The organism is Psychrobacillus sp. NPDC093180 (genome assembly GCF_044754065.1).
Classification (GTDB): Bacteria; Bacillota; Bacilli; order Bacillales_A; family Planococcaceae; genus Psychrobacillus.
The window spans coordinates 284,216-308,962 of sequence record NZ_JBIVOJ010000002.1 but is presented as its reverse complement, the minus strand read 5'-3'; the positions used below and the strand labels follow the sequence as shown (position 1 = coordinate 308,962).

18 protein-coding genes are annotated in these 24,747 nt (G+C 37.0%); 7 read left to right on the top strand and 11 right to left on the bottom strand.

All coding sequences use genetic code 11. The features are described 5' to 3' along the window. Positions 1-24: 24 nt before the first annotated feature. A complete protein-coding gene (locus ACIP9W_RS04515; RefSeq protein WP_400786495.1) occupies positions 25-2,340 on the bottom strand; it encodes a 5'-nucleotidase C-terminal domain-containing protein in 2,316 nt (771 codons plus the stop codon). Between the two features lie 234 nt (positions 2,341-2,574). On the opposite strand from ACIP9W_RS04515, the gene ACIP9W_RS04510 reads away from it, so the two are divergent. Beyond that, positions 2,575-3,555 (top strand): proline dehydrogenase family protein, encoded by a 981-nt coding sequence (locus ACIP9W_RS04510; protein ID WP_400786493.1) that lies wholly within the window; start codon positions 2,575-2,577, stop codon positions 3,553-3,555. A gap of 1,227 nt (positions 3,556-4,782) precedes the next feature. Here the strand turns inward: ACIP9W_RS04510 and ACIP9W_RS04505 are convergent. The 3 genes from ACIP9W_RS04505 to ACIP9W_RS04495 are packed head-to-tail and all read right to left on the bottom strand — an operon-like array spanning position 4,783 to position 7,968. Continuing rightward, positions 4,783-5,865, bottom strand: a complete 1,083-nt coding sequence (locus ACIP9W_RS04505; RefSeq protein WP_400786491.1) for a PepSY domain-containing protein — start codon at positions 5,863-5,865, stop codon at positions 4,783-4,785. A 59-nt stretch (positions 5,866-5,924) separates the two neighbouring features. Further along, positions 5,925-7,268, bottom strand: a complete 1,344-nt coding sequence (locus tag ACIP9W_RS04500; RefSeq protein ID WP_400786489.1) for a sensor histidine kinase — start codon at positions 7,266-7,268, stop codon at positions 5,925-5,927. Beyond that, positions 7,258-7,968, bottom strand: coding sequence for a response regulator transcription factor (locus ACIP9W_RS04495; RefSeq protein WP_400786486.1), 711 nt, complete (start codon positions 7,966-7,968; stop codon positions 7,258-7,260). The genes ACIP9W_RS04500 and ACIP9W_RS04495 overlap by 11 nt, the downstream gene beginning before the upstream one ends. 367 nt (positions 7,969-8,335) lie before the next feature. On the opposite strand from ACIP9W_RS04495, the gene ACIP9W_RS04490 reads away from it, so the two are divergent. Next, positions 8,336-8,926 (top strand): transposase, encoded by a 591-nt coding sequence (locus ACIP9W_RS04490; protein WP_400786484.1) that lies wholly within the window; start codon positions 8,336-8,338, stop codon positions 8,924-8,926. A 19-nt stretch (positions 8,927-8,945) separates the two neighbouring features. On the opposite strand, the gene ACIP9W_RS04485 is transcribed toward ACIP9W_RS04490, so the two are convergent. The 3 genes from ACIP9W_RS04485 to ACIP9W_RS04475 all read right to left on the bottom strand — a co-directional run bounded on the left by ACIP9W_RS04485 (position 8,946) and on the right by ACIP9W_RS04475 (position 11,557). Beyond that, complete coding sequence (locus ACIP9W_RS04485) at positions 8,946-9,743, bottom strand: gamma-glutamyl-gamma-aminobutyrate hydrolase family protein (RefSeq protein ID WP_400786483.1); 798 nt, start codon at positions 9,741-9,743, stop codon at positions 8,946-8,948. Positions 9,744-9,833: 90 nt separating this feature from the next. Then, positions 9,834-10,907: a branched-chain amino acid aminotransferase gene (locus tag ACIP9W_RS04480; protein WP_400786481.1), complete on the bottom strand. Its 1,074-nt coding sequence runs from the start codon at positions 10,905-10,907 to the stop codon at positions 9,834-9,836. Positions 10,908-11,059: 152 nt separating this feature from the next. After that, positions 11,060-11,557 carry a GNAT family N-acetyltransferase gene (locus ACIP9W_RS04475; protein WP_400786479.1) on the bottom strand — a complete coding sequence of 166 codons (498 nt, stop codon included), beginning with the start codon at positions 11,555-11,557 and terminating at the stop codon, positions 11,060-11,062. Positions 11,558-11,761: 204 nt separating this feature from the next. Here ACIP9W_RS04475 and ACIP9W_RS04470 point away from each other — a divergent pair, with 204 nt between their 5' ends. Both ACIP9W_RS04470 and ACIP9W_RS04465 read left to right on the top strand, forming a co-directional pair. Further along, a complete protein-coding gene (locus ACIP9W_RS04470; RefSeq protein ID WP_400786476.1) occupies positions 11,762-13,393 on the top strand; it encodes a hypothetical protein in 1,632 nt (543 codons plus the stop codon). Positions 13,394-13,422: 29 nt separating this feature from the next. Then, on the top strand, positions 13,423-14,871 hold the full coding sequence (locus ACIP9W_RS04465; RefSeq protein WP_400786473.1) for an S-layer homology domain-containing protein: 1,449 nt from the start codon (positions 13,423-13,425) through the stop codon (positions 14,869-14,871). A 48-nt stretch (positions 14,872-14,919) separates the two neighbouring features. Here the strand turns inward: ACIP9W_RS04465 and ACIP9W_RS04460 are convergent, their stop codons facing one another. Beyond that, the gene (locus tag ACIP9W_RS04460) at positions 14,920-16,263 is read right to left on the bottom strand and encodes a GntP family permease (RefSeq protein WP_282242712.1); all 1,344 of its coding nucleotides are present in this window, start codon (positions 16,261-16,263) and stop codon (positions 14,920-14,922) included. 15 nt (positions 16,264-16,278) lie between these two features. Continuing rightward, complete coding sequence (locus tag ACIP9W_RS04455) at positions 16,279-17,403, bottom strand: glycerate kinase (protein WP_400786470.1); 1,125 nt, start codon at positions 17,401-17,403, stop codon at positions 16,279-16,281. Between the two features lie 127 nt (positions 17,404-17,530). On the opposite strand from ACIP9W_RS04455, the gene ACIP9W_RS04450 reads away from it, so the two are divergent. Further along, entirely contained in the window at positions 17,531-18,622 is a 1,092-nt protein-coding gene (locus tag ACIP9W_RS04450) for a CdaR family transcriptional regulator (RefSeq protein ID WP_400786468.1), read from the top strand. A 51-nt stretch (positions 18,623-18,673) separates the two neighbouring features. Here the strand turns inward: ACIP9W_RS04450 and ACIP9W_RS04445 are convergent, their stop codons facing one another. After that, positions 18,674-19,159, bottom strand: a complete 486-nt coding sequence (locus ACIP9W_RS04445) for a C40 family peptidase (protein WP_400786466.1) — start codon at positions 19,157-19,159, stop codon at positions 18,674-18,676. 282 nt (positions 19,160-19,441) lie between these two features. Here ACIP9W_RS04445 and ACIP9W_RS04440 point away from each other — a divergent pair, with 282 nt between their 5' ends. After that, complete coding sequence (locus tag ACIP9W_RS04440) at positions 19,442-21,142, top strand: methyl-accepting chemotaxis protein (protein WP_400786463.1); 1,701 nt, start codon at positions 19,442-19,444, stop codon at positions 21,140-21,142. 457 nt (positions 21,143-21,599) lie between these two features. Here the strand turns inward: ACIP9W_RS04440 and gdhA are convergent, their stop codons facing one another. After that, complete coding sequence (gene gdhA / locus ACIP9W_RS04435; protein ID WP_400786461.1) at positions 21,600-22,976, bottom strand: NADP-specific glutamate dehydrogenase; 1,377 nt, start codon at positions 22,974-22,976, stop codon at positions 21,600-21,602. 355 nt (positions 22,977-23,331) lie between these two features. Here gdhA and ACIP9W_RS04430 point away from each other — a divergent pair, with 355 nt between their 5' ends. After that, a complete protein-coding gene (locus ACIP9W_RS04430; RefSeq protein ID WP_400786459.1) occupies positions 23,332-24,741 on the top strand; it encodes a YfcC family protein in 1,410 nt (469 codons plus the stop codon). The last annotated feature ends 6 nt before the right edge of the window (positions 24,742-24,747 follow it).

Genomic DNA, 24,747 nt, shown 5'->3' with positions numbered 1-24,747 from the left:
AAAGCAAATGGGTCTCTATATTTATTATTTTTTTACATCCACAATTCGTCCTTCAATTTCATTGTTTACTGTTTTCAATGATTGAAGTTGTTCTTGAAGGTTTTCCCAATCAGATAGACCAAGATCGGTTACGCGGCCTTCTTCGTAAGCTTTTGCGAATACATCGTAATTGTCTCCACCTTTAGCAGTGAAAGCGTTAGTCGCAACGACATATTTTTCATTTTCTTTAATATCTACGTATGATCCGTCTGCAGCTTTATACTTAATAGATACTACACGTTGTCCAGCTGGTTTAGAAGAATCAAATTCAACTTTTGCACCAGAAACGTGTAAAAAGCCACCGTTTTCTTTAGGATACGATTTAAAGCTAAGTTCAAATGCCTCTTTCAATTCCTTACCTGTTAGCTCCATTGTTGCTAATGTGTTACCAAAAGGAAGTACTGTAATAACGTCCCCGACAGTAATCGGTCCAGCTTTAATCTCTGCACGGATTCCTCCACCATTTTGAAGAGCCATCACTACTTTATCATTGTATTTTTTCGCTTTTGCTAGCATTCCGTCAGTAATAATATTACCTAGAGCAGTTTCGTTTTTACGTACACTTTTATCTACATCTGTAGTTGCACGAGGATTTGTAAGCTCTGTGTCTGCTACTACGCCAATTTCTTTTCCTTCTATTTCTTTAATTTTCTCTGCATATGTTTTCAATAATGCCGCTGCTTCAGGATCTTCTTTTTTATCTTTTGTTGGGATTAAAGCTCCTTCATGCCCCACTACTTTACCCTCTTTATCAAAGTCCACATCTAATGTTCCTAAGAAATCACTGTATTGATATGCTTGAACAATGACTGTTGGATCTTTTGCTAATCCATTTTTGTCTTTATCGACTACTACTGGCTTATCTAATTGAGTATGGCTGTGACCTCCTACAATTACATCAATTCCATTAACAGCTGCTGCTAATAGTAAATCATTATCGAAATCTGGGTTATCGTCGTATCCAATATGTGTTACTGCCACAACTTTATTGACCCCTTGTTTTTTAAACTCGTCTACCATTGTTTGAGCTGCTTTAATATAGTCCGTGAATGTAACATCTTTAGGACTAGAAATATCTGCTGTTTCAGCTGTCGTCAGTCCGAATAAACCGATTTTTTGTCCGTCTACTTCTTTAATGATACCGCTGTAAATTTGTCCATCCTTTGGATCCGAAGACACATTTACATTAAACAATCCTTTTAAGTTTACATCTTTAGAAAAATCAACATTTGAACTTACAAATGGGAAGTTAGATTTTTGGATAAATTCACTTAATGCTTTATGCCCTTCCGGAGTAGAACCTAAATCGAATTCATGGTTACCAAATGTCATCACGTCATAATTCATCAAATTCATCAACGCTAAATCTGCTTGTCCCTTGAATTCATTGAAGTAAAGAGTACCAGAAAATACGTCCCCTGCATCGATTAATAACGCAGATGGTTTTTCCGCTCTCACTTCTTTGATAGCCGTCAGACGTTGTGGCGCTTTTTGCGTATTGGCATGTGTATCATTAACATGCATTAAAGATAAAGAGAAGTCGACATCTGTGTAAGAAGCATATAATTTCTCTAAATAGATTTTAAGCTCTTTAATAGCAGGAACTGCAGACTCACTTGGAAGCTTATCTGCAAGAGGTAAAGTAGCATTGACGATTGCCATTGCTTCTTCTTTTTTGCCTTCTGCATAAAGTGCGGCTGCTTTATTAGCATTCATGTAAATAGTTACCGGTACTGCTAATGTATCTCTTTTTTGATTTGCCGGGTTTTTATATTGCTCTAGCAATAGATCACGAGATGCCTTTCCTGTAAAACGATATAAAATAGCAGTTCTTGTTTTTAGTTGAACAGATAGTTTATGATAGGCTTTTTCAATAGCTGCCCAGTCTTTATTTGCCTCTGCTTGAGCTAGTTCTTTCATGATTGGATCTAAATATTTATCAGCATAGTTATATGCATCGATATAAGGAACTAATCCTTTTGTAACTCTTTCATAATATAAATCATCTAAATTTTTCAATAATGTATCTTTGTTTTTAGCATCAGATTTAACAATTGCAATTCTTGCTTTTTGATAATTGGCTTTCGCAGTATTTAATACAGGATATAGTTCAGCACTAGTAGCTAGTTTCCCAGATTGTGCAGGAACTACATAAGAATATGAAGCTTTTTTAATGTCTTTTCTTGCATTGTCTACTACCTCTTGTAGTGAACTATTTGCAAATGAGACATTTGTAGCAGAAAATAATGATGTGGCAACAATTGCAGCAACAGCTGACTTCTTGATCTTACTGTTTTTCATAACTTACCTCCTGAATGTTGTTTGAATAATTGATTCTATTAAAAGATTCATAATTACTCACTAATTCTAAAGTACCTGAGTTATGAATATATCGCAAGACTAATTTCCGAATATTTGCAGTAAATGTTAGATGAATCTCTTCGACAAATAATCGACAGGATCACTAAATGTATGTGCTTACATTATTCTCTTTTGTGGTATAATAAAACATTATACAGAGATGGGAGCATCACTATGTTAAAAGATATTTTTATCGCATTGTCAGAAAATCAGACATTAAACGGGGCAGCAAAAAAATATGGCTTAAAAATGGGTGCACAGCATGTTGTTGCTGGAACAAATATTGAAGAAACAATGGAAAGCATAAAAAAATTAAACGCACTTGGAATCTCCTGTACAGTAGATAATTTAGGAGAATTTGTTTTTGAAAAAGAAGAGGCGTTAGAAGCTAAAGCACAAATCATTGCTGTTATTGAAGCAATCGAAGAACATCAAGTAGATGCGCATATTTCATTGAAACCATCCCAACTTGGGTTAGATATAGATTATGATTTTGCATTAGAGAATTTAAGAGAAATTACAGCTGTTGCAAATAAGTATGGTACTTTCATCAATATCGATATGGAATCACATAAACACTTACAACCATCATTCGATATTTTAGACGAACTATCTAAAGAATACGATAATCTTGGAACAGTGATTCAAGCGTACTTCTACCGCGCTGTAGAAGATATCCAAAAATATAAAAACTTCCGCCTTCGTATTGTAAAAGGTGCTTATAAAGAACCAGCAGAATATGCATACCAAACAAAAGAAGAAATCGACCAAAACTATGTAGAATTAATCGAATGGCACCTACTAAACGGTAAATTCACATCGATTGCAACACATGATCACAATGTGATCAACCATGTTAAACAATTTATCAAAGATAATAATATTTCAAATGACAAATTTGAATTCCAAATGCTATACGGTTTCCGCACAGACATGCAGAAACAACTAGCAAACGAAGGCTATAACTTCTGCACATACGTACCATTTGGCAGTGACTGGTACGGCTACTTTATGCGTCGACTAGCTGAACGCCCTCAAAATATGAACCTTGTTGTAAAACAAGTATTCAATAAGAAAACAAACACACTAATCGGAATCGGTGCAGCTGCATTCGCCCTTGGACGATTAACAAAGAGTAATAAAATCAAAAGATAAATGAAAAACTGTGTTGCCGCTATGTATCGGCAACACAGTTTTTTTGCTTACTTTCCAAATAAGCTGAAACACCCCCAGATACAATTTTGGAGACCAAGGAGCTTCAATATACTATTCGTTTTGCGACAAATGCTCAACATACTGCTTCCCCCTTGAATCAATACGGTCCACTTGAGCAATATTTATTTATAAAATGTCACAATCATTGACGTCTCACTTCAAGTAAACTTGTTATTTTAAGAATTCGTCGCCCTCACCATCGATTTGGTTGCTCTCGTAGATGATTTAGTTGCTCTTGCGCTAATTTGGTTGCTTTCCAAGCAGATTTGATTGCTTTCGATGCTATTTGGTTGCCCTTAACCAATAACTGGATAACAACAGCGAAACACTTCCTTCTTGGGAAACCTAACCGATAATTATCGGTGTCTCACTTCAAGTAAGCTTGTTATATTAAGATTGGTTGCTTTCACCATCGAATTGGTTGCTCTCGTACTTGAATTGGTTGCTCTCGCGCTCAATTGGTTGCTTTCCAAGTAGAATTGATTGCTTTCGATGCTGATTGGTTGCCCTTAACCAATAACTGGATAATAACAGCGGGATCACGATTATTATCGGCATCTCACTACAAGTAAACTTCTCTTTTTAAGATTTGGTTGCTCTCGCGCTCAATTGGTTGCTCTCGCGCTAATTTGGTTGCTTTCCAAGCAGCTTTGATTGCTTTCGATGCTATTTGGTTGCCCTTAACCAATAACTGGATAATAACAGCGGGATCCCGATTATTATCGGCATCTCATTACAAGTAAACTTCTTATTTTAAGATTTGGTTGCTTTCACCATCAATTTGGTTGCTCTCGCGCTAATTTAGTTGCTTTCCAAGCAAAATTGATCGCTTTCCTTGACTGCTTGGTTGCCCTTAACCATTTCCTGGATACACATCTGTAAAATAAAAAAACACCTCTTTCTACGGGGAATGGTAGAAGAGGTGTTTAGCTTCCTTGTTATCGCTCAAGGATTATATTTAAATCGCCGTAAACTTCGTGACTTCGTTTTTCGCTTCGTTTTATCGCTTTGTTGCTGACTAGAAATTTCCCCTATTATGCTTAGTTGGTTGAGCTTGCTTCCTTCAAACTCGCTCATCAACTTTAAATAATATTCATTTGTTACTTTCATATTAAACGAACTAAATGAGAATACTCATAGAGTTTTATTAGAAATTGATGAGAATTTTCACTCCCAAGTAATAGAAAGTATTTTTCCTGAAATTGCATGCACTTGAATCGTTGCTTTTGTTTTTCTTTCTTTAGTACTTTCTCTATCACTCTCAGGGAAAGTTGCTTTCATCACAATTAAATAGTAGCCACCTTCGTTAGTTTTTACAAACGAGCTACTTTCAACTGTTCCTTTTTGTTGCTGCTGTGCCTTTTTAATCGCCTGTTCTTCCGAGATTAGTACAGTGGTAGTTGTAACACTCTCTGTTTTTGCTTCTGCTTCTGGCTTTTTAGGCTCTGACTGTACAGTAGTTGTTGGAGGAGTTTGTGCTTGTCCTTGTGTTTGTGCTTGTGTTTCCTCCGATGTTGGTTCTTCTGCCTTAGCAGATTCCGTCTTTTTTGGCGGCACAGGTTTCATTGCATCTACAATTTCTTCCGTTTTAGCACTCTCTTCTTTTGGCGTTTCAGCTTTTGTCTCTTCTTGTTTGCTCGTTTCTACTTTTGGCGAATCCTTGCTAATTCCTTTATTAGGCTTATCTTCTACCTTTTCCTCTATTTTAGAAGTTGCAGATATGATAGATTTAGCCGTGTTATTTTCACTTGCTTTAGGCGTTTCTGCGATCTCAACTGTCTTATTAGTAGTTGTCTTTTTTTCACTAATAATAATTTTAATCGGTTCCTTCGCATGTCCTGTTTCTGTTATCTTGGCTACTTGCTCTTCCATCTTTTTTTCTTGGTTTGGTTGTCCTTCCCTTTGAGAAGACTTCTCTGGGATCGATTCACTTGATCCTTCCGCAACTTCACTTTCTGTTTCAATGATGTATTTATCCGATTGTTTAAGTGAATTAACTTCACCTGTGAGTGCATCCATTTCTACTGAATATACAATTCCATTTTTAGCAATGAGTGCGTGGTAAACAGCTTCATTTTTTTCCACAATAGCTACTTCTGCATCATATGTCTGCTCAAGTTGGGCGCGGACTTCATTTTCCGATATCGACTGTTGATTGGTCCGAGTAATGCTTAATATAAAAACAATCAAACAACCGGCTACAATCAATGTAATAATCGATAGAAATCTTTTTAGTTTGAAAAATTTCATTCACGCTTTCCCCTCCTCAAATCTATCATAAAATACAAACATTAAAAATCGATGAGAAATTAAGAATTCGGGATAAAAATATGGATGATCGTACCAACTCCAACTGTGCTTTCAATCTTCAACTCTGCCGAAAGACGCATTGCAATATCTTTAGCTATAGCCATTCCAAGGCCTGTGCCGCCTGTCTTTCGATTTCGTGCTTCATCTACTCGATAAAAACGGTCAAATATATGTGGTAGATCTTTTTCAGGGATACCATTTCCGTAATCTAAAATAGAAATAGTTATACCTTTTTCATTTTCCAAAATGGTCGCTATAATTTCTTTTTCACTATATTTCCTTGCATTATCTAAAATGATGAATAGCAATTGTCTTAATTGCTCTAAATCTGTATTAGCATAAATGGGGCCTTGCCCGTTTAATATAAATTGGCGATTATATGCTGTACGCATTGATTGTAACGTTGTTTCTACTAAGCGAAATACATCTATTTTTTCGAAATGACGCATGCTTTGTTCATTACTTTTTGCTAGCAGTAACATTTGCTCGATCATTTCTTTCATTCTTGCCGTTTCATTCACAATTGCCTGTACTGACTCTTCTGCTACTGCGGTATTACTAAAGCCGTGTCTTGCTAATAATTTGGCATAGCTTTCAATGACCGTAAGAGGTGTTTTTAATTCGTGAGAGGCGTCAGATACAAATTGTTCCTGCTTTTTATAGTTTTGCTCTAGTCTCTCCATCATTTCGTTAAACGCAATGCCCATTTGAGCCATTTCATCTTTACCATTTGGAGGAACGACAATCTTTTCATAGGTTCCTGATAATCTACTTTGTGACATAGTGTTTATAAGCTTTTTGATAGGCCTCGTGATTATTTTTCCCAATGTTACACTTGAAACAGTCATGAGTAGTATGCCGACTATCATAACACTTAGTAGAATGAGACGAAGAAAGTCTAAATTCTTTTCTACATCTCCTAAAATTTTCATCACTTGAACTTCTGTTACTTCCCCATCTACCCAAATGACCGGTTTACTTATAGTTAAAATAGGTGTTCCTTGAAAAGCACCGATGGAATACCTTTCTCCTACTTTGAACCTTGGATAATAGTCATCTACACCATCAATTGTTTGCACGAACAGCTTCAAATCGTCATCGTTATCAATAACCCGAATACCACCATTTGGAGGAATATATGTACGCAAAATAGTTGCGGCATCTGCTTCGTTACTTATTTTACTTAAAGCAGCGATCAGCTCGTCCACTTCATTATTAAGCTGCTTATATTCCGTATCAAAAGCCATTCTTTCAAATAATATGTAAATACCAATATTCATCATACTTAAAATAACTAATGTTAAAACGGTGGAAAAGAGATGTATCTTTGTTTTAAGATTCATCGTTTTTCTTCTCCTTCAGCACGTACCCGATACCTCGTACTGTTTGAATAAGAGAGGATTTTCCGTTCTCTTCTAACTTTTTACGTACATATCGTATATAAACATCCACCACATTTGTATCTCCATAATAATCAAAACCCCAAACAGCATCTAATAATTGTTCTCTCGTCAGCACCTGGTTCGGATGTTTCATCAAATAGAGTAAAAGATCATATTCTCTTGGTGTTAAATTAATGGACTCTCCCTCATTTGTTATCTCACGAGTCTGCTCGTTTAAAAGAAGCGAGTGGAATCTATGCACATTATCATTATGTTGCAACTGAACTGTCGAAGATCTAGATACACGTATAGCAGTGCGTACACGTGCAAGAAGCTCCTCAATTTCAAAAGGCTTCGTCACATAATCATTTGCACCTAAATCTAAACCCGTTACTTTATCCTCTAAATCACTTTTAGCAGTTAATAAGATGACTGGAGTATCCGTTTTGGTAGCTCGAATACGTCGAAGTACATCTAATCCATTCAAACCAGGCAACATTAGATCAAGCAATACAAGATCCCATACCTTCTCTCGATATTTGATCAATCCATCGGTTCCTGTATAGGCGATTTCGACAGCATACCCTTCGAATTCTAACTCTAGCTGAAGAACACGCGCGATGTTTTCTTCATCTTCAATAATCAATACATGCTCCTTCATCTAAAACACCCGCTTTCTTTCCCACTATTTTAGCACACAACAGGTCTGTTTTAGAACAGAAGCACATGAGTTGTTGCCTGCAATGAAAATCTAAGGAAATTGCTGGCTTATCAAGGGCTAATTTTGCAATATATGGTTGAATGAGACAAAGTCCACTGTGAATACGACAAACCAAGAAATCCTATCCATATGTCGCACTTTCCTGATTACAAAATTTAATTTTGATAAGTTTTTTCGAAGTTAAATTTGATTAAGAAGCACTATAGGGCTTAAAAATGAAATTATCAAGGAAAACATTGAATTATGAAAATTGTTGTTTTAATTATTATATTGTATGGTGGACTCAATAACATTGGGGGGTAGTACAATGGGTAGCATGAGAAGAGTTTGGCAGCCGGAGATTTTTTATCATGTGACGGTGCGCGGAAACAACCGTCAAAATATCTTTTTAAATGAAGCGGACTTCGCCTTGTTTTTTCAGGCACTGCAATATACACATCAAAAGCATCCTTTTACGATTATTGCTTATTGCATGATGAATAATCACTATCACTTACTCATCCGTTCACCGAAAGTTCCGCTTTATAATGTAATGACCATTATTAACAAACGTTATTCTAACTATTTCAAACGAAAGTATCATTTCTTCGACCAGCTTTATGAAACACATTTTTTCGCAAATATGGTAACCCACCCAATTAACTTATTAAACGTCAGTAGCTATATTCACCAAAATCCTTTAAGAACGACTAAAGTACATGTCGAGAGGATGGAACTCTATCCACATAGTTCTTACAAATATTATATTAAACAAACAAAGAGCCAGCCTAGTTTTATAAATACACAGTTATTACCCTCTATCATCGATCAATATCCAGAAATAGTAGCAGAGAATTATAGCACTTATTGCGAAAACTTTCGTATGGAAGAAGAAAAATCCCTTCTTACTTTGACATAAGAAAGGATTCAATAGATTGTTAGGCAATAGTCTCATCACTACTAACAAGAGTCAGATTGTGACTTGCAAGTTTGCATTTTTCTACAAAAGCGTTGAAAAGCGGACGAATTGTGGAAACTTTAGCTTCCATCATTTCTGGGTGCCACTGAACAGCTACTACAAAACGGTCACCATTTTGCAGTTCCATTCCTTCCACAATACCGTCTGGAGCCAACATAGTCGCTTTAAAACCTTGTCCCATATCTTTCACCGCTTGATGATGGAAGCTGTTCACACCAAGCTCAGTTGTTTCATAAATCTGATATAGAATTGAATCTTTTTCGATCTCTACTGGATGGAATGCATGATGTCGCAGTGCTTTTGGGACAGAGTGATTAATACCTGCTGGTTTTTGTGATTGAAGATCTTGGTATAACGTCCCTCCCGTTGCAACAGTAAGAAGCTGCATACCTCGACATATACCAAGCACCGGTACATTCATTTCAAATAAAACCTTCTGTGCAAGCTTTATTTCATGAGCATCGCGCTTTGGTTCGATAAATCCTAAACCAAATTTCGGATATTCACCGTAGTAATTGGGATCTATATCTGACCCACCAGAAAATAAAATACCATCTAATTTTTGCAAAAGAGGTGTCAACGTTTCAATATCCTCTGTAATTGGTAATATCACTGGTACACCGCCTGCTCGCTCAATCGCTACAATATAATCATCCGCAAGCATTTGCCATTCTTGATTTTTTGCCCCTATACCTGCTGCCATACCAGCAGCGTCATTAGATAAATAATTTGCACAAATCCCGATAAGTGGTTTCACTTTATATCCCCCGTTCATCTTTTCTTAGCAAAAAATCGCCGCTCCACCTATTGGAAGAGCGACAATTTTAATGTTTTATTTAATGAAGATTTACTTTACTTCGACAACCCAGCCAAATGGATCTTCAATTGCACCTTTTTGAATTCCTGTCAGTGCATCATATAACTTTTGCGAAAGTTCACCAGTTTCACCGTTGTTCACATAAAACAGCTCGCCTTTCCAGCGAAGTTCACCGATTGGAGAAATAACTGCTGCTGTTCCTGTTCCGAAGGCTTCGTCTAACTTACCATTTAAATACGCCTCGCGAATTTCTTCCATCGAAACTTTACGCTCAGTTACCGGCACGCCCCAATGTTTTAACAATGCAATAATGGATTTACGTGTAATACCATCTAAAATGCTACCATTTAAAGCTGGTGTTACGACCTCTCCATCAATTTTGAAAAATACGTTCATGCTGCCGACTTCTTCAATATATTTTCGTTCGATCCCATCTAACCAAAGCACTTGTGAATATCCTTCACGATCCGCAACTTCCTGTGCCTTTAAGCTAGATGCATAGTTTCCAGCTGTTTTAGCAGTACCTGTACCACCTGCAACTGCACGAACATATTCGTTCTCTACAAGAATTTTAACTGGATGAATACCTTCTTTATAATAAGAACCAACTGGTGACATGATAATGATAAAACTATATGTTTTAGAAGCAGAAACACCCAAATGAGCCTCTGTTGCAATCATAAACGGACGAATATAAAGGGATGTCCCTGGCTCTGCAGGAACCCATTCTTTGTCTAACTCAATTAGCTGTTTTAAAGCTTCTAACGCAAATTCTTCATCAATTTGTGGCATGCTAATACGGTCGCATGAATTATTCATGCGTCTCATATTTTCTTCAGGGCGGAACAGGCGAACAATTCCATCTTCTGATAAGTAAGCTTTCATCCCTTCAAAAACGGTTTGTCCATAATGCAAAATACTAGCAGATGGATCTAAAGAAATCGGTTGATAAGGAACGATTCGATGATCATGCCAACCTTGCCCTTCCGTGTAATCAGCTATAAACATATGATCGGTAAATTTCGTACCGAAAACTAGTTGATTGGATGGAGTTTTTTCATTTTTGTTTTCGTTTACTGTAATTTGAATTTTTAGACTATTCACTATGTATTTCCCCTATCAATATAATTATTAGTAGATTGCCGCTCTAATTTGCGTACAATATATTATATGCAATTATACTACTTTTAAGAAAATTATAAATACCTTTTCCAAAAATAATTTTATAGGCTACTATTTGACTAGTATACTTTCGGTTAATTCTCCCCTGCTCTTAATTTGACTAAGTTGTACCAGCTTACTCCTCCATGCTTTGATTCTGACAGGCCGTGGTTTACAAAACCTAATTTTTCATAAAAAGAAACTAATTCCTCTTTACAGGTTAATGTGATTCCTGCTCTTTTATTTTCTTCACCAAGCTCTTCCATTTTCTCCATTAAAACCTTTGCAATTCCTTGACCTCTAGCTCTTCCGGATACTGCAAGACCTAAAATACTCTGATATCCTCCTCTTTTTGGATTCTCCTTGATTTCCTTAAAAAGATCGTCCGTTATATAAGGCTGATTAATAATAGGACCATTAATATAACCAAGTATCTTGCCTTCTCTTTCTGCGATAATAAACGTATCAGCTATTAACTGGATCCTCTCTATAAATGCTTCTTTTGTAGCAGCTTTTTCTATTGAAAAGCCTTCATTTTCAATAAATAATAACTGCTCTAGATCTGTCGGCTGAACATTTCTTAAAGTAATCATCTTGTCTATACTCCCTTTCCGTAAAGCTGTTTGCACAGTCTTAATCTTTCTATTATAACATTCCTTGCAAATCTTTTAGCATTTCTACTTTATTCCTTCCTAGTCTTTTTTCCTCAATAAAATTACAACTGTGTAACAATTCATTACCTTTAACCGATAAATAATATATAGGACAAAATACTAAATAGATAGGAGGCGTTATACTTGTTTAAATTTACTACATACATACTTATGCTTTCGATTTTATTTGTTAGCTTCTTCCCCTCTACTCTTCAAGTACAAGCATCCACATTAGTAAGCGGAATGTTTGTTGATGTTACATATGAAGAAGTCATTGTGGATAAAAAAACAACCGAAAAACAACTATCCAAAATCACTTTGATAAATGACAAAGGGAAAACAATTACATTGAATATTGATGCGTATGCTTCTCTATTCATTAATTCCACACCAACATCTATTGGAGCATTTAAAGAAGGGATGTGGGTCGAAGCAACTGTTGAATTACGCAATGTAAAAGAACTAAACGGCTTTGTCGATATAGCACAAGGTAGTGACTCGCAAGCCATCGGGGAAAGTTTAACAGGTACAGTTAACACAATCGACAAAAGTGGCAAATTTATCGCTATCAATACAAAAGAAAGAAATTCGGTCAATTATTATTTAGATGCACAGACCAAAGTTTTTAAAGACAATAAATTAGTCGATTTGAGCGTTTTATACGTAGGTGACCGTGTAAAGTTAATCCTTTCTGAAAATAGTCCTACTACACTTTCTACTATTGAAATAATTGCGGAAGGCATTAAAGTAGAACAGTTATATAAAGGGACAGTACAACAAATAGACGCTAAAAAGAAAAAACTAGTAGTAAAAGATGAAAAAGTGTTTCGTAACTGGGATTGGAGAAACGTTTCTGGAAATAAAGGAAGCATTAGCTCTAAAGCATTTACAGCAAAAACTCCAATTTATGTTGGCAATAAAAAAGTAGATTCCAGTCAGCTTCGAAACTACATGAATAACGAAATTTACTATGTTACGATCGAGCAAATGGGCCAAGAAGTGGTACAAAAAATGATTATTAAACAGTCAAACGAGCGAGACCTACATGAAAGTTTAAATTCGGTAGACACTTCCGCCCAAAAAATTCGATTATCAAGTACTGGTAATATGGCCTATCATAACGGAACGATTATTATTCGCAACGGCCGATTAGTGGATGCGACTGCACTTTCACAAAGCGGAGATGCTTATGTCATTACGAACGGTACGACAACTCATCAATATGCCAACGTCATCTATGTGACAAACGACGGCTTCCAAAGTGCTAATTTATCGAACCATGAAGTTTATTTTGGCCAAATTAGTAGTGTAGGATCATACCGACTTACTTTGACGAATGCAAATCGACTTTCTAATAACTATTGGTACGGGGTAGGCTATAGTAATTTAAGTTTTAGTGATGATACGGTTGTTGTAGAAGACGCTAGTAGCTGGACGACAGATTTTACGAACAGTACTAGTAAATATGCATATTTCTATGTAAAAGATAATCATATAGTTGCTGCAAGAATTGTAGGATGGAGTAGCCCAGCATCGTTCATATCGGTCGGTCGATATAACGGAAATTGGAGTTGGAATTCGATTCAAGTAAAAGATGTCAGCCAGTGGCTGGCAGGAAACTGGATAGAGTCTAATCCAATCTATTACATGGATACAACTTGGACTACACTCATTAAAGAAGGAAAAGTAATTTCCAAAAGTGATTTAGAAGAAAATGATCGACTATATATTATTCATGACACATACTCGCAAGCTCGAATTATTTTAGTCGATTAATCTATTGAAATGAGGTAAGGAAAATTCAAATGTCTAGCAAAACTATCCAAAAATTATTCTTTTTAATGTTGACGGTTGTATTAGGATTCACATTAGTGATCCCAACGGCAAGTGCAAAGGTTCCTGATTTCAACGGTGGCGTACTCGATGAATATGAGTATGAAGAAGTTTTTTTCTTAACAGGCTACCCTATTAAATTTACTGGAAAAGCAACTGTTACCGAAAAAGAGAACAAAAATCTGTTAACAACGACGTATAAATTCACGTTAACAAGTGACTATGGAGATAAATTAACACGTAATGTGGTATATGTGTCGGACTTAAAAAACCATGAAACCAAAGGCCAAACAACGTCCAACACAACTGTAAAAAGCTACACAGAAAAAGTGACAATGGCTAACAAAACGACGTATACACTAGACGATTATCAATTTTCACAAGGGTCCGTCATTGATAACAGACCAGCTACTGACTATTACTCTGGAAATGTGATCGCTCGAAAAATTTATATTAGAAGTGTAAAATCCGGAAAAGCAACATTCAATGATAAAATTACTGTTTATATGGATGGACGCAATGTAGGATACAAAAATTTCTGGGGCTCTACTGACACACAGTTTATCGACTATGAAATCGAAGCTCCGGAAGGTACCTCCTTTGTAACTAGTAAAGTTTCGGATAGTAAATCTAGAGTATTAGAATATGAGCAACATACTCCTTCCCTTTCTAGCTTTGTAGGTGGACATGCAGTTATTAGCTCCTCTAATATAGTTTCTGAATATGAGTATAATATTCCTTATTACGCAGGAACAGGAACGATCTATTTAAACAAAGAAAAAACACCGAAAGTGGAACGATTGATCGTTCCGAAATTTCGTGACATTGCAAAGCATTGGTCTAAACCAAACATCGAAAAACTCTATTCTTTAGGCATACTGGATGAGTCTAGTAACTTCTTTTCACCGGATGCAGCTATGAAAAAAGATTTATTCACAGTCGGTGTGGCAAAAGCGGTAGATTTACGTGTGTTAGAAGTAAAACCAACGAATAAAAAATCGACCAAAAAAGCATTATTTGAAGACTTGGATGTAAAAGATCCGAACTATGTCTATATCGAAAGTGCGTTAAATAAAGGTATCGTCAGCCCAGTAAATAAAGACAAGTTTGGTGCAAAAGATTCTATCACACGCGCACAAGCTGTTACCATTATTGTTCGTTCCCTTGGTTTGGAAGGCCGTGCGCCTACTCCAGGTTATACAACAAAATTCGCTGACGATAACAAAATACCAAAAGAAGCAAAAGACAGTATTTATGTAGCAAGTGAATTAGGCTTAATCGATCCAGATAAAAAAAATCGTATCAATCCTAACGAAGTACTGACACGAGGTAAAGCTTCCCAGCTGTTAGTTCGCTATTTAAATTTCTTAGAATCCGATTTAAAACAAAACTATCGAGACGATATGCTATATTTCAACTAAGAAAATCCCCCACGAAAGCACCCATTGCTTTTGTGGGGGATTAATCTATTAAACGAGTATAAACCAGATAATCATTGTGACGATAATTGTCGTGACACCTTGTAGTAAAGTAGCCATTGTTTGAGCTTTATATGCATCCGTTACTTTCATACCGCTAAACTGTGTAACTACCCAGAAGAAACTATCATTCACATGACTTACGGTCATTGCCCCTGCACCTACTGCCATTACAACCAATGCTAGTGGTAGTGCTCCTTCAATACCTAGTGTCGGAAGCATTGGAGCAATTAGTGAAGATGTAATTACGAGAGCAGCTGTAGAAGAACCTTGTGCTGTTTTCAGTGCTGCTGCGATTAAGAATGGTACCAATAAGAACCAAGCTCCATTTGCAAGTGCTCCTAAGTCCATTTGCTGTAATTGATCAGCAACGCCTGAGTTTTTAATGACTGTACCAAATGCTCCTCCAGCCCCTGTTATCAACAATATAGGTGCTGCTTCTTTTAACGCCTCGCCGATCCACCCAGACAAAGTCGTTTCATTGATCTCAGGTAGTAACAAAAATGCTGCAAAAACACCGAATAATAATGCTACAGTTGGTGCTCCTAAAAATTGCAGGAATTGCGTAAGTCCAGAGTCACTTCCTGTTAATGCAGCTACAGAACCGATCCCTATTAACACTATCGGCAATACGATCGGTAGAAATGCTTTAAAGGTTGACGGCATTTTACCAAACGACTTGATGACTTCTTCATAATCAAGTGCTTCTTCATGATCCGCTTCTACGTCAATTTTCGTTCCTACTTTAACTGCCCAAATATATCCTACGATAACAGCTGGTATTGCAACGAACAAACCAACTAAAATGATCGTACCTAAGTAGTCCGTTGCTCCAATATTACCAGCTGCTGCAATAGGACCTGGTGTTGGCGGAACTAATGTATGAGTTGCATATAGCCCAGTAGATAACGCAACCGCCATAGAAGCGACTTTCACTTTTGCACGTTTTGCCAAGGACTTTTTCAAGCTCGATAAAATAATAAATCCAGAATCACAAAAAACTGGAATCGATACGATATAGCCGATAATCGACATCGCTAGCTGCGGTCGTTTTTCTCCTAAAATACGAAGCACTACTTCTGCCATACGATAAGCAGCACCTGATTTTTCTAAAATAACCCCTATAATTGTACCAGCAACAATAACAATCCCGATGCTCGTCATCAAACCACCGAAGCCGGCATTCACATTTTCCACAACTGTAAGTAAAGGCATACCAGATGCGATTCCTACAAAAAATGCACTTATTAAAAGAGCTAAAAATGGGTGCAATTTGAACACCGCTGTCAATAATACGACTAAAAGCACCCCTACTAAAATCACAAAAAACAACATTTACTACACCCCTATTTATAAAATGGATTGCATAACTTCTTTCGTTCTCATACGTAAATAGTAGCCTGCTTGTGCAATAGACTGTTCTTTAGAAACGGTATCGCCCACAACACTTGCAAGCTTATAAAAGTAAGAGGATAGTTGTAATTTACTTTCCTCTTCTATAAAACCTGACAGTAAAATGACCGGAACTCCCAATTCTTTACCTACATTTGCGATACCTATCGGTGCTTTACCGGAAAGAGTTTGAACATCCGATTTACCTTCCCCTGTAATAATGAAATCAGCATCCTCGGCTTGCGCTTTAAAATCGATTGCTTCCATTACTACTTCGATTCCCGGTTTTAAAGTTACTGGAAAAAACGCGAGAAAGGCACCACCTAATCCGCCAGCTGCACCCGCACTTGGCTTCTCGTGGAGTGCAATACCAGTCACATCCTCAATTTTATTTGCTAAATGGAATAGATTTTGATCGATTATTTCCACTAAATCGGCAGTAACCCCTTTTTGTGGACCAAAGATAGCAGTGGCACCTTTAGGACCTATAAATGGATTATCCACATCGCAAGCAATGATAAAATGCGCTTCTCTTATTCTTTTATCAAAATTTGTATTATCCACTTTATGTAACTTTGCTAACGCCTCGGCGCCTTCTGTTATTTCCTCCCCTGTTTTATCTAAAAATTTCATCCCTAGTGCCCGTAACATCCCTGTTCCACCATCATTCGTTGCACTACCTCCGATACCAACAACGAACTTTTTGTATCCTTGATCGAGTGCGTGCAATATTAACTCGCCAGTACCAAAAGTGGATGCAATGAGTGGATTTTTTTCATCATCCTTCAGTAAAGTTAATCCGGATGCTTTAGCCATCTCAATCACACACGTTTCCCCGTCTCCAAGGACACCGTATTCTACTAGAATTGGCCTGCCGATCGGATCGTGCACATGGACTTGAACCGTATGTCCATTTGTCGCCATGATTAGTGGTTCCAATGTACCTTCCCCGCCATCTGCTACAGGGAGTAATACAGTTTGAATTGCCGCATCTACCTCCCTTATACCAGCAGCTACTTCACGTGCCGCTTCCATTGCAGTTAATGAACCTTTAAAAGAATCAGGACTAACAACGATTTTCATTCAATCACCTCTTATAGTTAAGCGCTTACACATTAGTATATTGATAGTTTTCATTTTTTGCATTATACTTAATGTACAATTTCTCTGTATTATAACAGCATGATTTTTATACGCAATGGAGGTTCTAATGATAACAAAACAGCTTGCCAATCAAATCGTTGAGCAAACGATGCTAAGGCTACACCGAAATATTAACGTCATTCAAACAAATGGGATGATTTTAGCTTCCGGGGACCGCTTACGCGTTGATAGTATACATGAAGGGGCTGTTGTCGTTGCAGAAACGAGAGAGCCATTACTAATAACAGATGAAAATAATCATTTATTTCCTAAAACGAAGCCTGGTATTAATTTACCTATATTTTTTCAACAAGAATTAGTTGGCGTCATAGGAATTACAGGGGATCCATCAGAAATTGAAGAGGTAGCAACACTCGTTCAACTAACAACGGAAATGATGGTTTACCAAGCATTGATCGCTTCGGAACGTGAATGGGAAAGAAAAATGCAAGAGATCGTTTTTAAAGAATTAATGAGTGGACAGCCATTACAAAAAGTTATTTTCGAACGAATAAATAAAATAGGGTTTCAAAACAAACCTCCCTTTCATACGATAATGATTGAACTTGATCCAGAATCTAAATCCTATCAGACGATTCTCCAAGGGATAGAACATTTCTTCCACCATGATTCTATTTTAGTAGGACATTATCAATTAAAAGAACATTTCATCCTTACTTCTGGTTTGAACGAAAAAGCATTTCAACGAAAAATAGTTCAACTAGCTAATATACTTAAGAAATACAACGCCTTGCCAATCTCCATAGGTAAAATCGTCCATTCACTCGATCAAGTACACCATTCCTATCAAACTGCAAAAATCGCTCTAGAATATGGACAGGCAGATCGATCTATTATTTATTTTGAAGAAGTTGAACTATATTCCCTATTAAAAAAACGAGACTCACAAGAAGCGAAGAATTTTACTAATCGAATAGTAGGTGCATTAGATGAAAAGCTACTTTTCACTTTACATACATATTTTAAGTGCAATCAGCAGCTAGCAGTTTGTGCAAAAAACTTAGAAATTCATCGCCACACACTTACTTATCGTCTTAAAAAGATTCATGATTTAACTGGCTACAACCCAACTTTGTTTCAGGATGCTATTGTTTTACAAATTGCCTTATGGATGCTAGATGGATTTAAATTTTCCTGACAACATAAAAACCGTTTCAGCCTATTGCGCTGAAACGGTTTGTTCGTATGGTTATTTTTTAGCTAATGATACGTTAGCAACTTTTTTAGCGCCTACGTATTTTTTACCCCAGTAGTATGGGTCATTTACTTTATCGATTTTTACACCTTTAGATGTCGATGCATGAATAAATTTGCCACTACCTATGTACATTCCAACGTGAGAAACACCTTTACCTGATGTATTGAAGAAAACTAAGTCTCCCACAGCCAAGTTTGCTTTTTTCACTGATGTACCCGTGCTGTACATTCCTGCTGCCGTTCTCGGAAGGTTTACACCATTATTTTTGTAAATATATCCGATAAAACCTGAACAATCAAATCCTGCTTTCGTTGTTCCACCATAACGATATTTAATTCCTATTAAATTTTTCGCACTTGATACTATTTCATTGGATGCTACAGTGCTTGCTGCTTCTGTATTCCCTGCAAATGTTCCCGCGGCTAAAACTACAGTTAAACTAAAGATTGTGATGATTTTTTTAAACAAAGAAGTCAAAACTTATGTTCCTCCAAAAGATGTTTATTGAAAAATTCTACTAAACTAGTAATTGCAAATTTCTCTATACCCATACTAACACGATATAAACGTTAGTGAGTTTACAGTTATGTAACAAAACTATTACAGTAATCTTCTAATAGTTTTCAAATCTCTCCTTCATCTAGTCATTTATTCGTTATAAAACATTCAATTGATATATATCTTTTATACCTGTTTCTATGGTATAAATAGTATAAAGAAATGATTAGGTATGGCCTATGAACAGGGGAGAATTGTATTATGAAAAACACACTAACAGTACATCTGGGATCGATTATTGTTGGAATAATCGTTGCGATGCTGTTAATCACTTCAATCGCCACTTATAAAACTGCATACGACGAGTTATATAAAGCAGCAGGCATTGAAGCTTATGGATGCGCCAATATAACCACAGGTTTGATAGATCCATCTGATATGAAGAAACTATTAGCTGGGGATGCTACAGCAGTGGGTAATGTTAGTAAGCAATTAAACTGGACTACTGCACATAAGGATATTTTTGAAACTCAGTATATTATTGATTTAGACGGAAAATTATTAGCAATGGACGATCATTTGAAAGCAGATGGTTACAAGACCGGCGATCAGTTTTATATAGATAAAGAAGCAACGGACATGCTAGTTGAAATGGGACATCCCACTTATTCGGAGGTATACGAATTCGGTGGTATGAAGCGTCTCTCTGGATATGCCCCAATTTATGAAAACCACGATCCTGCTGGCAAAATCATTGCGATTAGCGTCATTGATTTCGACGCATCTATTGTAGGAGATCGCACATGGGATGTAGTGAGTAAAGGGATACTTACAAGTTTAATCCCTATGATTCTTGCTTCGATCTTTACATTATTTTTAATTAGAAGAAAAACAAAACCTCTTACAGTACTTATTGCCCATGCAGGTGAAATTGCAAAAGGTAATCTATCTGTGAAAGATACAAACTTTACGAGCAAAGATGAAGTTGGAGATTTAAGTAAAACACTTAATAGACTTGCTGGAAACTTCCGTGAGATTATTGGGACCGTTCAAACGACCTCTACCCAACTTACTAGAAATGCAGAGGAAACAGCGGCTTCTTTAAATGAAATGAAAGATGCTGTACATCAAGTTGCAACGAATATGAGCGAAACTGCTGCCTCCGTGTCAGACGGCACGTTGACAGCCGAAAAATCATCCACCATTTTACAAGCGCTTGCGGAAGATCTTCAAGACTCTAAAATGACGGCGGATACGAGCGTTCAAAATTCCAAAACGACGATGGCAACAGCACAAGAAGGTTTAACGCGCGCAAGTGAAATTAGTAGCGATATGGACAAAATAAGAAAAGCTTCTATTGAAACAGGCGAAACAATTCAGCGTTTAAATGAAGCAACAAAGAAAATTCAACATATTACTGGCTCTATTGCTGCAATTGCTGCTCAAACGAATTTACTAGCACTAAACGCGTCCATTGAAGCGGCTCGCGCTGGGGAACATGGTAAAGGCTTTGCCGTTGTAGCAGAAGAAGTTCGAAAGCTTGCTGAACAATCGAATAGCGAAGTAAACCAAGTAGAAATGATTGTGCAAGATATTACAGCAAGTATTTTATCCGTTGTAACTTCTACTGAAGAGAGTACAAAACTGATTGAAACAGGTTCTACTACTGTATTACAAACGTCTCAATCATTAAGTGATATTTCAACAGAAGTTGCGAAAACAGTAGAAGAAATTTCTACGATTTCTAGTAAAGCAACAAGCGAGGCGGAAGATTCTAAACAAGTTGTGAAGCTTATCCAGCAACTAACAGAATCTATTCGTGAAATAGAAGAAGTAACCACATCTATTTCTGCAGCGACCGAACAAACCACAGCTTCTATCGATGAGGTAGCAAGCCGCTCAAACGAAACAAGCCATATGGCACAAGAGCTTCAAGAAATTGTTGGTAAGTTTAAATTGTAAATATGAAAGTGAAAACGCCGGTAAGGCTTTAACAGGTGTCCACTGCGATTTTCACTCCAGTCGTACGCTTTCCGCCGGGTGAGCGATGAGCCATTCCCGCCGCTTATGGCGTCGTTGGAACGTCTCATTTTGCTCCCTCATCCGGCAGGAGTCGACACCTGTAGTGAAAATCAATGGTAAATTCTTTTTTATTTATGATTGAATTGCTAAAACAAAATCATCAACAGTTATTTACCCTGTAAATACAATAAAAGGTTAAGGGCATTCATACAGCTGTTGAGAGCAACTAGTTCTAGTCTGAAAAAAACCAAATTACTCTTGAGAGCAACGAATTTTCATAAAATAAGTTTATCTGGAGTGAGACTACGATAACTATCGTATAGTTTCCCTATTCTACATTCGACAAAATATTAAAAACTCGCTTCCTATATAGGAAAGCGAGTTTTTATTCTATCTATTAATGAATACCATGTGCAACCATGGCATCTGCTACTTTTAAAAATCCTGCAATATTTGCACCCACTACGAAATTCCCTGGGGCTCCGTAAGCTGCTGCTGCATCAAAACAACTTTTATAAATATTTTTCATGACTACTTGTAGCTTTTCATCCACTTCTTCCACAGTCCAAGACAAGCGCATGCTATTTTGTGACATTTCCATTGCGGAAACCGCCACACCCCCAGCATTAGCTGCTTTCCCTGGTGCAAATAAAACACCATTTGTTTGGAAAGCATGAACGGCTTCTTCTGTACAAGGCATATTAGCGCCCTCTCCTACCGCCTTTACACCATTTGCAATAAGCAACACTGCATCTGTTTCTTCTAATTCATTTTGCGTCGCACAAGGTAAAGCGATATCGCAAGCGACCGTCCAAATATTGTTACATCCTTCATGATAGACCGCATGCTTATGAAACTTTATATATTCTTGTATTCTTTTATTGTCGAATTCTTTTAATTTCTTCACTGTTTCTACATCTATTCCTTTTGGATCATAAATGTAGCCACTAGAATCACTGCACGCTAGTACAGTTGCACCTAGCTCAATTGCCTTCTCCATCGCATATGTTGCCACATTTCCCGAACCGGAAACAATTACTTTTTTTCCAACGAAGCTCTCGCCTTTACCTTTTAACATCTCTTCTACAAAATAAACGCAGCCATAACCAGTCGCTTCTTTACGCCCTAAGCTACCGCCATGATTTGGATCTTTACCGGTGAAAACACCTGCTTCAAAACCACCTTTAATGCGATTATATTGACCAAACATATAGCCAATTTCTCGCTTTCCAACGCCAATATCTCCCGCCGGTACGTCCATGTCCGCTCCTATATATTTGCTTAGCTCTGTTATAAAGCTTTGAGTAAAACGCATAATTTCACGCGATGACTTCCCTTTTGGATCAAAATCAGAACCACCCTTACCGCCACCAATCGGCATACCAGTCAATGCATTCTTGAATGTTTGTTCAAATGCTAAAAACTTCATAATACTGCTATTTACCGTCGGATGAAAACGAATTCCGCCTTTATAAGGACCAATACTATTATTAAATTGTACACGGAAACCACGGTTTACTTGCACCTTACCTGTATCATCCTCCCAAGCAACACGAAACGAAATTACTCGGTCAGGCTCTGTAATACGTTCTAAAATACCATTATGCATAAACTCAGGATGCTTTAAAAAAACAGGACGAAGCGAATCAAAAATTTCACGTGTTGCCTGTAAAAATTCTTTCTCCCCTGGATTACGCTTCTTCACTAGCTCGTAAACCTCATGCACATAATCATTTGCTCTACTTTTTTGTTCCTGTTCTCTCAATAAATCCATATATTTTGCCCCTAACGTATTCATTCTTTTATCTATTATCTCGAATCTTCTAAAAACATTCAACACAAAGATAATAGTAGTATAATAATTATACATAAAATGTTACAATTATACGGCTAAAACACCCTGAAAAAATCATTCTATTCCAAGATAACGCTTCTACTTACAAGCTCTTGAAGTATCAATCAATCGAGAAAATTATTAATTCTACTGATCACTCTATCATCTCACTTGTATACATTATACATTCCGTGATGAATTAAAAATTTTCTAAAAAGTATGTGTCAGCTTTTTTCACTTTATAATGAATAAATTAATGACTATATAGCGAAAGTTAAGAAAAGAGGAATAAAACATGGAAACAGTAAACACACCAACATCTAAAAGAAAGTGGAAACCATCTATTCCACATGTATATGTCATATTATTTTCACTCGTTATTGTAGCAGCAATTTCCACTTACATATTTCCGTCCGGCGAATATGAGCGGATGGTGGACGAAGCAGGTAGAACGATTGTTGTAGCGGATACATATAAAGAAACCGCTTCTACTCCTGCTGGCTTTTGGTCGATTTTCCAAGCGGTACATAAAGGAATGGTGAATTCGGCAGGTATCATTTTCTATATATTCATCGTTGGAGGTTCTTTTGGTATTTTGCAAGCAACTGGTGCCATTGAAGCAGCAGTTGGTTCAATCGCGCAAAAAATGAAGGGGAAAGAAATTTTAATTATACCGATCCTTATGACTTTCTTCGGCCTATCTGGCGCAATGCTTGGTTTAGCAGAGGAGACAATTCCTTATATTACAATTTTAGTTCCTTTAATGCTTTTAATTGGATATGATTCTATGGTAGGGACGGCTGTAGTGCTCCTTGGAACTTCAGCAGGATTTACAGCAGCCTTTATGAATCCTTTCACGGTTGGAGTGGCTCAAGGAATCGCGGAAGTTCCTTTGTTCTCTGGCCTTTATTTGCGAATTGTATTTTTTGTCATATTTCTAGCAGTAAGTATTTGGTATGTTATGCGTTATGCACGTAAAATTAAAAAAGATCCAACTAAAAGTGCACTTTATAATGATACAGATAATGATAGCTTCAAAATTCCTGATACTATCCTAACGTTAACGAATCGTCATAAAATAATTTTCGTTATTTTACTTGGAACACTTGTCACACTCGCATTTGGAGTTATAAAATTTGGATGGTATTTATCTGAAATTGCCGGGTTATTCTTATTGATGGGTATCCTAATGGGGCTAGTTGGAAAGATGAACTTCAGTCAAATTTCAGAGCAATTTATCGAAGGGTGTCGAGTGCTTGTAATGGGAGCACTAGTAGTTGGGGTTGCAAACGCAATATTAGTTGTTCTTCAAGACGGGAAAATTATGGACACCATTCTATACGGATTCTCTTCTGTTATCGGAGACATGCCTGCTGGTTTTGCAGCGTTTGGTATGTATATCGTTCAATGCTTACTCAATTATATTATTCCATCGGGTAGTGGACAGGCTGCATTAACAATGCCGATTATGGCTCCGCTTTCAGATTTAGTCGGGGTAACTCGCCAAACAGCTGTACTTGCCTTCCAGTTCGGGGACGGAATATCTAATATATTCACACCGACATCCGGATATTTCATGGCAGGACTTGCCCTTGCCAAAATTTCTTGGGTGAAATGGGTTAAATGGATTTTCCCTCTTATTTTGATCCACTATGTGTTAGGGGCAATTTTCGTGACCATCGCACACTATATAGGATTTTCTTAATAGCAT

What these genes read in the sequence shown, in the direction of transcription:
- ACIP9W_RS04440 (WP_400786463.1), top strand. Translation starts at nt 19,442, where the DNA reads ATGAAAAACACACTAACAGTACATCTGGGATCGATTATTGTTGGAATA.
- gdhA (WP_400786461.1), bottom strand. Translation starts at nt 22,976, where the DNA reads ATGGATTTATTGAGAGAACAGGAACAAAAAAGTAGAGCAAATGATTAT.
- ACIP9W_RS04465 (WP_400786473.1), top strand. Translation starts at nt 13,423, where the DNA reads ATGTCTAGCAAAACTATCCAAAAATTATTCTTTTTAATGTTGACGGTT.
- ACIP9W_RS04515 (WP_400786495.1), bottom strand. Translation starts at nt 2,340, where the DNA reads ATGAAAAACAGTAAGATCAAGAAGTCAGCTGTTGCTGCAATTGTTGCC.
- ACIP9W_RS04475 (WP_400786479.1), bottom strand. Translation starts at nt 11,557, where the DNA reads ATGATTACTTTAAGAAATGTTCAGCCGACAGATCTAGAGCAGTTATTA.
- ACIP9W_RS04495 (WP_400786486.1), bottom strand. Translation starts at nt 7,968, where the DNA reads ATGAAGGAGCATGTATTGATTATTGAAGATGAAGAAAACATCGCGCGT.
- ACIP9W_RS04450 (WP_400786468.1), top strand. Translation starts at nt 17,531, where the DNA reads ATGATAACAAAACAGCTTGCCAATCAAATCGTTGAGCAAACGATGCTA.
- ACIP9W_RS04490 (WP_400786484.1), top strand. Translation starts at nt 8,336, where the DNA reads ATGGGTAGCATGAGAAGAGTTTGGCAGCCGGAGATTTTTTATCATGTG.
- ACIP9W_RS04455 (WP_400786470.1), bottom strand. Translation starts at nt 17,403, where the DNA reads ATGAAAATCGTTGTTAGTCCTGATTCTTTTAAAGGTTCATTAACTGCA.
- ACIP9W_RS04460 (WP_282242712.1), bottom strand. Translation starts at nt 16,263, where the DNA reads ATGTTGTTTTTTGTGATTTTAGTAGGGGTGCTTTTAGTCGTATTATTG.
- ACIP9W_RS04510 (WP_400786493.1), top strand. Translation starts at nt 2,575, where the DNA reads ATGTTAAAAGATATTTTTATCGCATTGTCAGAAAATCAGACATTAAAC.
- ACIP9W_RS04500 (WP_400786489.1), bottom strand. Translation starts at nt 7,268, where the DNA reads ATGAATCTTAAAACAAAGATACATCTCTTTTCCACCGTTTTAACATTA.
- ACIP9W_RS04430 (WP_400786459.1), top strand. Translation starts at nt 23,332, where the DNA reads ATGGAAACAGTAAACACACCAACATCTAAAAGAAAGTGGAAACCATCT.
- ACIP9W_RS04505 (WP_400786491.1), bottom strand. Translation starts at nt 5,865, where the DNA reads ATGAAATTTTTCAAACTAAAAAGATTTCTATCGATTATTACATTGATT.